General features: G+C 38.2%; 11 protein-coding genes. 2 read left to right on the forward strand and 9 right to left on the reverse strand.

Going from position 1 to position 8,307, the window contains the following annotated elements:
* Nucleotides 1-163: 163 nt before the first annotated feature.
* From ILA26_RS08035 to ILA26_RS08070, 8 genes are read right to left on the reverse strand one after another with little or no spacing between them, the layout of a single operon-like run.
* On the reverse strand, nt 164-1,351 hold the full coding sequence (locus ILA26_RS08035) for an aconitase X catalytic domain-containing protein (protein WP_292896127.1): 1,188 nt from the start codon (nt 1,349-1,351) through the stop codon (nt 164-166).
* Between the two features lies 1 nt (nt 1,352).
* A complete protein-coding gene (locus ILA26_RS08040) occupies nt 1,353-2,687 on the reverse strand; it encodes a DHH family phosphoesterase (protein ID WP_292896147.1) in 1,335 nt (444 codons plus the stop codon).
* Entirely contained in the window at nt 2,677-3,075 is a 399-nt protein-coding gene (locus tag ILA26_RS08045) for a 30S ribosomal protein S15 (RefSeq protein ID WP_292896129.1), read from the reverse strand. The genes ILA26_RS08040 and ILA26_RS08045 overlap by 11 nt, the downstream gene beginning before the upstream one ends.
* 59 nt (nt 3,076-3,134) lie before the next feature.
* On the reverse strand, nt 3,135-3,686 hold the full coding sequence (locus ILA26_RS08050) for an XTP/dITP diphosphatase (RefSeq protein WP_292896131.1): 552 nt from the start codon (nt 3,684-3,686) through the stop codon (nt 3,135-3,137).
* Between the two features lie 45 nt (nt 3,687-3,731).
* Nucleotides 3,732-5,330 carry a bifunctional N(6)-L-threonylcarbamoyladenine synthase/serine/threonine protein kinase gene (locus tag ILA26_RS08055; protein WP_292896133.1) on the reverse strand — a complete coding sequence of 533 codons (1,599 nt, stop codon included), beginning with the start codon at nt 5,328-5,330 and terminating at the stop codon, nt 3,732-3,734.
* 43 nt (nt 5,331-5,373) lie between these two features.
* A complete protein-coding gene (locus tag ILA26_RS08060; protein WP_292896135.1) occupies nt 5,374-5,646 on the reverse strand; it encodes a hypothetical protein in 273 nt (90 codons plus the stop codon).
* A gap of 11 nt (nt 5,647-5,657) precedes the next feature.
* The gene (locus ILA26_RS08065; protein WP_292896137.1) at nt 5,658-5,903 is read right to left on the reverse strand and encodes a hypothetical protein; all 246 of its coding nucleotides are present in this window, start codon (nt 5,901-5,903) and stop codon (nt 5,658-5,660) included.
* A gap of 8 nt (nt 5,904-5,911) precedes the next feature.
* Nucleotides 5,912-6,358 carry a hypothetical protein gene (locus ILA26_RS08070; protein ID WP_292896139.1) on the reverse strand — a complete coding sequence of 149 codons (447 nt, stop codon included), beginning with the start codon at nt 6,356-6,358 and terminating at the stop codon, nt 5,912-5,914.
* 117 nt (nt 6,359-6,475) lie between these two features.
* Between ILA26_RS08070 and ILA26_RS08075 the strand changes: the two genes are divergently transcribed.
* Complete coding sequence (locus ILA26_RS08075) at nt 6,476-6,976, forward strand: hypothetical protein (RefSeq protein WP_292896141.1); 501 nt, start codon at nt 6,476-6,478, stop codon at nt 6,974-6,976.
* On the forward strand, nt 6,969-8,033 hold the full coding sequence (gene cobT / locus ILA26_RS08080) for a nicotinate mononucleotide-dependent phosphoribosyltransferase CobT (protein WP_292896143.1): 1,065 nt from the start codon (nt 6,969-6,971) through the stop codon (nt 8,031-8,033). The genes ILA26_RS08075 and cobT overlap by 8 nt, the downstream gene beginning before the upstream one ends.
* 29 nt (nt 8,034-8,062) lie before the next feature.
* Here the strand turns inward: cobT and ILA26_RS08085 are convergent.
* On the reverse strand, nt 8,063-8,307 hold a 245-nt coding region (locus ILA26_RS08085; protein WP_292896145.1), incomplete at its 5' end, for an undecaprenyl-diphosphate phosphatase.

Here is an 8,307-nt window from a genome sequence, read left to right on the forward strand (position 1 = left end):
CTACAGACAAACCAATCCAGAAAAAATAAAGAAATTATACAAGACCAAAAATGGAATTCTAACCTTTTTAGACTTCCAAATGCAAAACTGGACACAAAAACACATAAAAATTAAATAAGCCTATAAAATTTTACAGACTCTAAAAAAAAGAATTTGAGAAAACTTATTCGAACTGAATAAGATTTTCTACATCATTATAAACAACATCAAGTCCACACATTGATGGAACATAGTTTGCTGCTTTTGCTGAATTCACACCGATTACCTCAAAGCCCATCTCCTCGATAGGAGCCACAACCATACAGGTGTCGCATACGACGTTTCCACCCGCACTTTCAATTATTTGAGTGTAACCCATTCTGTCAGCAGTCGCCTTTACGCTGACGGATGTGCAAATCCATAATTTATTTTTAATAGTTTTTCCTTGAACGATAGATGCCACTTGTTTAATTTCCTCAAGTGATGCATGAGGACATCCAAGACAAATCAAATCAGGTTCCCTATCGGTTGTTGTCAATTTTTGGCGGGTTTCAGTAATTTCCTTCTCACCAATGAACATGATGTCTTCAACATCTGCCTCACCTGCAACATCATACTCAGGAGTTACATTTTCCACATGATAAAGTGCAACTGAACCTGAAGATGCAAGTGCTGCTCCCAATGTTTTTAGGTCATTGTTGTTTGGAGTGTTTTGCAATTTGAAGTATGGAACTCCACTTCCAACAAATTTACCGATAATATAACCCAAAGCTCCAAAGTCAGCACCTTTTAATTCGGTGTCAACATTAACAACAAGATTAGCTTTTCTGTTTTTTTCCAAATGGAATCCGTATAATGGAGTTTTTCCAACAATTGCCGCTGCAAGTGCTGCAGGTCCACCTTCACGGTTGGTTCTAGCACCAATAACAGAATTGACATAAGCTACAGCAGATGATTCAGACCATGAGACATGATCCCTGAATCTTGGAACATTACCAACCAAATAAGGAGTACAGGTACAAGTTTTTGAAATTCCAAGATTTGCATATGCATCCACAATCTTATTTTGCTTGATTGCAAAGTATTCCGGAAATCCCAATTCCTCCCAATTATCCAAATCGGTTCCAGGAGGGTTCAGGGAAGCGTTGATTGTTGCTTTTCCAGAATTGTCTTGAGCCAAATCTTCAAGATATTCTAAACCAGCATCTCCAATTGTCTTATAAGAAACACCAGATACTTGTGCTGAGGTGATGTCAACCAATTTGGAAGCGCCATAGATATCTCCTAAAGCTACGAGAATATCCATACTTTTCCTGATGGTTTCTCCGTATTCCCCATCACACATTTCTTGTTCTTTTTTTGTTAAAAACATATTAATCATTACTTAATTGATATTCAACCATCTCATCTACCAAATGTAGGAAATTGTCCTTTGCCTCGTATGGAATCATAGCACCAGCTGCGATGTCATGTCCTCCCCCTGTTCCACCGAAGTTATTGGAGGAGTCTTGCAATGCCTTGCCCAAGTTGACTCCACGACCAACCATTTCACGAGTGGTCCTACCAGATATCTTGATATCTTTGTGAAGCCTTGAAAGGCCAATTACCGGTTTTGAACCGTCCAATATTTCAACAGACAAACCGATACTTGCAATTGTACCCATTACAGATTTCAATACCTTATCTTCAGAGTATAAATATTGAATAGCATTTAATTGCTGAGCTCCCTCACGTTTAATCCATTCAAGTCCCTTAACGATTTGGTCACGATATTGACGTTGGAGCCTTAAGGCAGCATCCAATGCTTGCTCTTTTTCTCCAAGTGCAATGCTTAAACCTAGACCTTGTTTCTTGTTCTTACCGCATGCATCAAGAATGTATGAGTACTCTTCAAGGTCACGCAATAGCGGAACTTCTTTTGGAACTGTATAACAATCGCCGAAAATGTCTGGATTTATGTTAACAAGTGCTTCTTTTAGGAGATCTTTTTCCTCATCTTCCAAATCAGTGAATTTGATACCATAAGATAAGTTCATTTTCTCTAAAAATTCTTGAGCGCCCTCTAAATCTCCACTAATTCCAGGCAATGGCGGTGAAAAAGTGTAAGCAAGGGATTTGAATATAGGTTCTGAAGCTTTTGACACTATTTTCAAGCCTTCGTGAATTTCAACGACGCCGCTTTGAACTGCATCATCAAGAATCAATCTGTTTACGCCAGTAAAACCGTTTTGACCTTGCATATCACCAAATGCACCGATGAGTGCATAGTGAGCCAAGTGTTTCTTGTCCAAGTCACGAATAGCCAAATAAGCTGAACCTGCACCGCATAAATCCTTACTACCGTCAACACCAAATATGTGAGGGTTAATGTGAACCACATTACTCTCAGATTCGGTATCGTCAATTTGGTGGTGGTCAGCAACTATAACATCATGCTTGTATGTGTTGAATTCCTTAATGAAAGGACTTCCCATGTCTGAAAAGATAAATAAATCATATTTCTCACTTCTGAGTTGATTTACTATATCTTCCTTAAGACGAGGAATTATTGTTGTGTGGAATTGAACACCTTCCTCTTTCAAAGCATTAGCTATAACTGCTGCTGCTGAAATTCCATCAGCATCGTTATGAGAAATTAATCTGATAACACTATCCTTTTCAATATGCTCCTTAAGCATATTTGTGGCTTCACTAGCCCTATTTAACAAGGAGTGCTGCTTCTCTTGGATTATATCTCCAACCTTCTGGTAATGCACCTTCACTTACGTAGTAAGATGCTAATCTTCTGATTCTAGCTTCGATAATGGTTAAACCTCTTTTAGAGTGTAAATCTTTAGGGTTTTCTTCTAAGTGATCTCTGATGTTAACTGCTCTTCTGATTAAGTTCATTAAATCTTCAGGGTAGTCACCAGCTTGACCGTTTCTTTTTAAGATTTGGGTGATTCTTTCACCGGTTACGTCTTTAACTGAAGGGATTCCGTATTGGTCTCTTAAGATGATACCGATTTCGGAGGTACTTTTACCTTCTCTGTTAAATTTTAAAATCATTTCTTCAATTTCTTCGTCACTATAAGTTACCCATTCTGGTCTTGCCATAATATAAACCTCTTTAAATTTATTAAATCTTAAATAAGCCCAATAAACAGAAAATAATGTTACTCTTGACTAGAATACCATTCGATAAATTTCTTTAATGAATTTTTTCTATGTGAAAACTGGTTTTTCTCTTCAGTTGTGAGTTCTCCAAAGGTCTTACCCAAACTTGGAACATAAAAGAGCGGATCAAAAGCAAATCCTAAATCTCCTCTTTCTTCAACTGCGATTTCACCTTCAACCTTGCCTAAAAAAGTCTTGGGCTCAGAATTGGGGGCACAGTACCCAATAACTGACCTGAATTCGGCATAACGGTCAGATACATCAGTCAATAGCTTTAAAATTCCTTGATTTCCAAGAGTATCTTGAACATAATGTGAATATGTTCCAGGAAATCCATTCAAAGCCTTAATGAATAAACCAGCATCTTCAACAATCACAGGTTTGTCAAACTTACGACTAGCATATTTTGCGCCTGATAAAGCCACTTCCTCAAGAGTTCCTTGAGGTTCTTCGTAACCTAAATCAATATGCTCAAGTTCAATGCCGTAATCTTTGAAAATATTCTCTGCTTCTTTTACTTTATGTTCGTTACCAGTTATAAATGTTATCATATTTTTAGTTATGATGATGGTTTTTATTATATATGTTGGTTAATATTAGTGAGTGTATCTTCCACGAGACTCTACATCATGAATTGCATTGATAATTGACCTGTCCCCATAACCTTCAAGAACGCAGTCAAAGTACTTGACAGCCAAGTTATAGTCAATGCTCTGCAATGATTTCTTTAAAACAAGCAAGTCAACTGCCTTATCCTCTTTCACTTGTGAATATCTTCCAAGACCGAAATCAATGAATACAAGCTTGTCATCACTTAGCATGATGTTTGAGGTTGTGATGTCACCGTGAATAATGTCAAATGAGTGCAATTTGGAAATCTCTTCACCTAACCTAAATGCCAAATCCTCGTTGATTGCTTCCTTAAGCATTTGCCCCTCAATCTCTTCCATCAATATTGACTTGTTCTCCAGGTTGATGTCATACAACACAGGAGTCTTGACACCTGCACGTTTAGCGTCAGACAATAGCTTAGCCTCTTCCTTGGTTCTTGCCTTTCTGATCTTGTTGTCTATTTCAGGAATCCTGTAACCCTTAGGAATTCTGTCTTTCAGCACAGCCTTTTCACCCAAGTAATTACTTTTAACGATATTTGATTCAGCCCCTTTGGCTATCAACTCATCGGGCAATGTCAAATAGGTTTTGGAATTGTCAATCCAAGGAATGTCAACCTCATCGGTTCTGAACTTCTGGATAATTCCAGTATCCTTCAGTTCCATCGGACCGAACTCCTTGCACATCAAAAGTCCAAGCCATGCAATCATGACGCCATTGTCGCCGCAGAGCTTCATCTCAGGCATGTAGAACTTGGCTCCATGCTCTTCAGACATTGTCTTAAGCATTTCGCGAAGTCTTGAGTTTGCTGAAACTCCACCGCACAGCATCACCTCATCCTTTTGGGTATGGGACAATGCCCTTTCAGTGACCTCAACAAGCATTGAAAATGCGGTTTCCTGAAGTGAAAAGCAGACATCCTCCATAGGAGTTCCCTTTTGAGCCTCCCTTAATGCGGCGGACAGCAATCCTGAAAATGAGAAGTCCATACCCTTGACTATGTAAGGCAAGTCCACATATGAACCCTGCTTTGCAAGCTTTTCAATGACCGGTCCGCCTGGATGTCCAAGTCCTGTTTCACGGCCGAAATGGTCAAGGCAGTTTCCAACGGCAATGTCCAGGGTTTCACCGAAAATCCTGTATCTTCCGCTTTCATATGCGATTACCTGACTGTTTCCTCCACTCACATACAATGCAACAGGATTTACAGCGCCAGTATCAAGCTTTCCAACCTCAACATGCCCTATGCAGTGATTGACTCCAATGATTGGCTTGTTTAAGGATAAAGCCAGACTTCTTGCTGAAGTTGCAACTATCCTCAATGCCGGACCAAGGCCGGGGCCCTGTGAAAATGAGATTAAATCGATATCATCATAGGACAATCCGGATTCCTCAATGGCCTGTGGTATCAGTTTAGGAATCCATTCAGCATGGTGTTCAGCGGCAATTCTCGGATGGATTCCGCCCTCTTCAGGATATAATTGCTTTCCAGCCATAGCCAGAATATTCCCATCACTGTCAACAATGCCCACACCGGTTTTTTCTGCTGTTCCTTCAATTCCTAAACTTATCAAGATAATCAACTTAAATATTTGTTATAATTATATTGTTCTTTTTAATATTAAATCATAATGAATATAGGGAGTACATCCTATCTGAAATGATTTTTTCTATATCTCTTTTCATCTTAACATTAAGAAAAACATCCATTCCATGAGCGGTTTTCTTATACCTGATTATTTCAACCTTATACAACTTATTCAATTCTTTTTTAACGAGCTTGCATGGAAATTGAGATAATTTGTTGCAGACGTTTACAACAGGAGTGTGGCGTTTGTTGAAATAGTGGTTGCGATAGAGAAAGAACAAAACCTCTTCGGTAATGGTGGTGGTTTCCATATTAGCAACCCCTACTCGATATATTGCTCTAAGAGATTTTTTAAGTCAATCGCCGTTTTTTTATCCATAACAATTTGCAAGTCAGATACATTAATCAACTTAAAGTCATTATCGTCTGAAATTAATTTTTTATCACAAACAATCACCCTTATCTCTTCATTTGTCCCTCCAACACCAAAAGAGGATGCATGAACAACTTTAGATTCCTTATTAATTTTCACTTTTTCATCATATGGTATATCAGATATGTTTTTCATCCTATCACCTATATCAAAGACAAGTCAAAAGAGTTTTTACTGGTTTTATCCGAAGAAAAAGAATAATACTCTTTTGATTCTATTTCAAATTCCAATTTATCCAAATCAACTTCATCTGGAAGTTCAGTTAACATTTCATCCAATTCTTCATCCGTTAATTTATCCCCAACATCCTCTGGAAGCTGCTCTTGAATTTCAATTTCCCTCCGGATAAGCTCATCCAACATCAAATTCAATTGCCTTATGTAGACGGACTCCAGGTTCACAACATATTTTGACCCTTTCCTGCATAACAGGCCATACTCTAAAAAATCGCCGATGAACTTATCCAATGTGGACCTGGAAATTTCAGACCCAACAGCCAATTGCTGCTTTGTTAGCTCATTAAACGGGCAGGCCAGCATATAATCAATTACTTTAATTTGCGGATGATTACCCAAAATATCCTTCAGCATATTATCACCAATGTATGATAATTGGACATTTTTATTATAAATAATTTTCTAATGTATTAAAATTATACATTTTTAATATGTAAAAATATTTTAAATTTAAAATACATAAGTGAAAACATGGGATTTTATAGCGCAAATACTTTGGAACAAAAAAGAGTAAAACAACTGACTGGAGACATAAACATCCACGACATGTTCAAGAACGAATGTAAAACAAGAGGAATACCAATATACAATGCGTACAACATACAAAAGAGACTGATACATGAAGTGGAGCAAGAAGAGTTAGTTGGCGTTGAAAATGTTGACAACAGATTAATGGAATTGCTTGACGAACGTGGAAAAAACAAGGTGACACACAGATATGTCGATTTCGTGTCAAAAGAGGACAGCGCATCCAGAGGAGTGATTCCTCCAAAAGGAGACAGCGACAAGTTGCCTCCAAAAGAACAGATTAAAATCCCACCAAGAGCAAGAGACGGACAAACATTCCAAACTGACAATGAACTGCCGGAAATGGAAATGTTGAAGAAAATCATGCTTCAAAACAAGAAAATTATTAATCAAAACAAGATAATTATTGACTTATTGAAAAAACAAGGTGAAAATAATGATTGATGGTGTAACAACATATGGCTCAACCGAATTGATTGAAAAATTGCAAGAGGCAGAGGATGAAGCCGTATTCTTACTTACAATAGGAACAACAGAAACCTCCCTGATAGAAGGGATTTCCGGAGCAGGCCCATCAGCAGACTTGACCGAATACACTCCAGCAAGTGATGCTGAATTTATGGTTTTAGGAGAAGTCAGATGCTGTGAAGCCCCTGCAGAAACTGTAGTTGGAGATGCGGCAGCACCAACACCTGCAAGACTTACAAAAGCTGCCCTTCAGGTTGCCAATATCCCATTTGTTATTGTCGATGCAGGTTCCAAAATCAAGCCTGATCTTGAATATGTCAGCTTAGGAAAAGACTACGGAAGAGACATAAGAACAGGTAAAGGCGTATTAAACCCATTGGAAATATTTGAAAACGCAAAAGACTTAGGTAATGAGTTATCACAAAGGCATGAAATGTTGATTATCGGTGAAAGTATCGCAGCCGGAACAACAACCGCACTTGGAGTCCTGAAGGCATTGGGATACAAAGCAAACGAAAAAGTCAGCGGAAGCATGCCACATAACCCTCATGACTTGAAATCAAAAACAGTTGATGAAGGATTGAAAAACGCTGGAATCACCCCTGGCGAAGCCGATGCAATGCAGGCAATAGGTGCAGTTGGAGACCCAACCATCGCTGCAATCGCAGGAATGGTAATCGGTTCAGACATTCCAATAATTTTAGCAGGAGGAACACAGATGGCTGCAACATGCGCTGCAATCAAATCAATCCAACCTACATTTGACTTTTCAAGAATCAACCTTGCAACAACAGTGTTCGTTGCAAGTGACGAAACAGCAGATCTATTCGGAATCCTAAAACAGATTGATGAAAACATCACCGTCAATGTGGTTGACCCTAGATTTGAAGATTCAGAACATGAAGGATTGAAAAATTACCTAAAAGGATTCGTTAAGGAAGGTGCTGGAGCAGGCGGTGCAATGTTTACAGCATTAGTGCTTGGAAACTCCGTTGAAAAGTTAAGAAAAAGAATAGAAAAAGTATGTAAATAGAGATTAATAATCTCTATAATTTTTAATTTTTAGAATATATGAGCTATTGAGCCCATAAACACTATAATACCTACCACCCAACAATAATAGGCAAATATATCCAAACTCTTATTTTGAATTAAGTCAAGCATCCATTTGATGGCCAGATAACCTGCCACAATAGCTGCTAAAAATCCTAGGAATACCGGCAGGAAATTGACATCCAATGCTGAGCCGATATCTTTAAGTTGCAATATAAATGCTCCAAAAATTGCAGGAATAGATAATATAAAAC

This window comes from Methanobrevibacter sp. (genome assembly GCF_017940815.1).
Taxonomy (GTDB): Archaea; Methanobacteriota; Methanobacteria; order Methanobacteriales; family Methanobacteriaceae; genus Methanocatella.

What these genes read in the sequence shown, in the direction of transcription:
- ILA26_RS08035 (WP_292896127.1), bottom strand. Translation starts at nt 1,351, where the DNA reads ATGTTTTTAACAAAAAAAGAACAAGAAATGTGTGATGGGGAATACGGA.
- ILA26_RS08045 (WP_292896129.1), bottom strand. Translation starts at nt 3,075, where the DNA reads ATGGCAAGACCAGAATGGGTAACTTATAGTGACGAAGAAATTGAAGAA.
- ILA26_RS08050 (WP_292896131.1), bottom strand. Translation starts at nt 3,686, where the DNA reads ATGATAACATTTATAACTGGTAACGAACATAAAGTAAAAGAAGCAGAG.
- ILA26_RS08060 (WP_292896135.1), bottom strand. Translation starts at nt 5,646, where the DNA reads ATGGAAACCACCACCATTACCGAAGAGGTTTTGTTCTTTCTCTATCGC.
- ILA26_RS08065 (WP_292896137.1), bottom strand. Translation starts at nt 5,903, where the DNA reads ATGAAAAACATATCTGATATACCATATGATGAAAAAGTGAAAATTAAT.
- ILA26_RS08070 (WP_292896139.1), bottom strand. Translation starts at nt 6,358, where the DNA reads ATGCTGAAGGATATTTTGGGTAATCATCCGCAAATTAAAGTAATTGAT.
- ILA26_RS08075 (WP_292896141.1), top strand. Translation starts at nt 6,476, where the DNA reads ATGGGATTTTATAGCGCAAATACTTTGGAACAAAAAAGAGTAAAACAA.
- cobT (WP_292896143.1), top strand. Translation starts at nt 6,969, where the DNA reads ATGATTGATGGTGTAACAACATATGGCTCAACCGAATTGATTGAAAAA.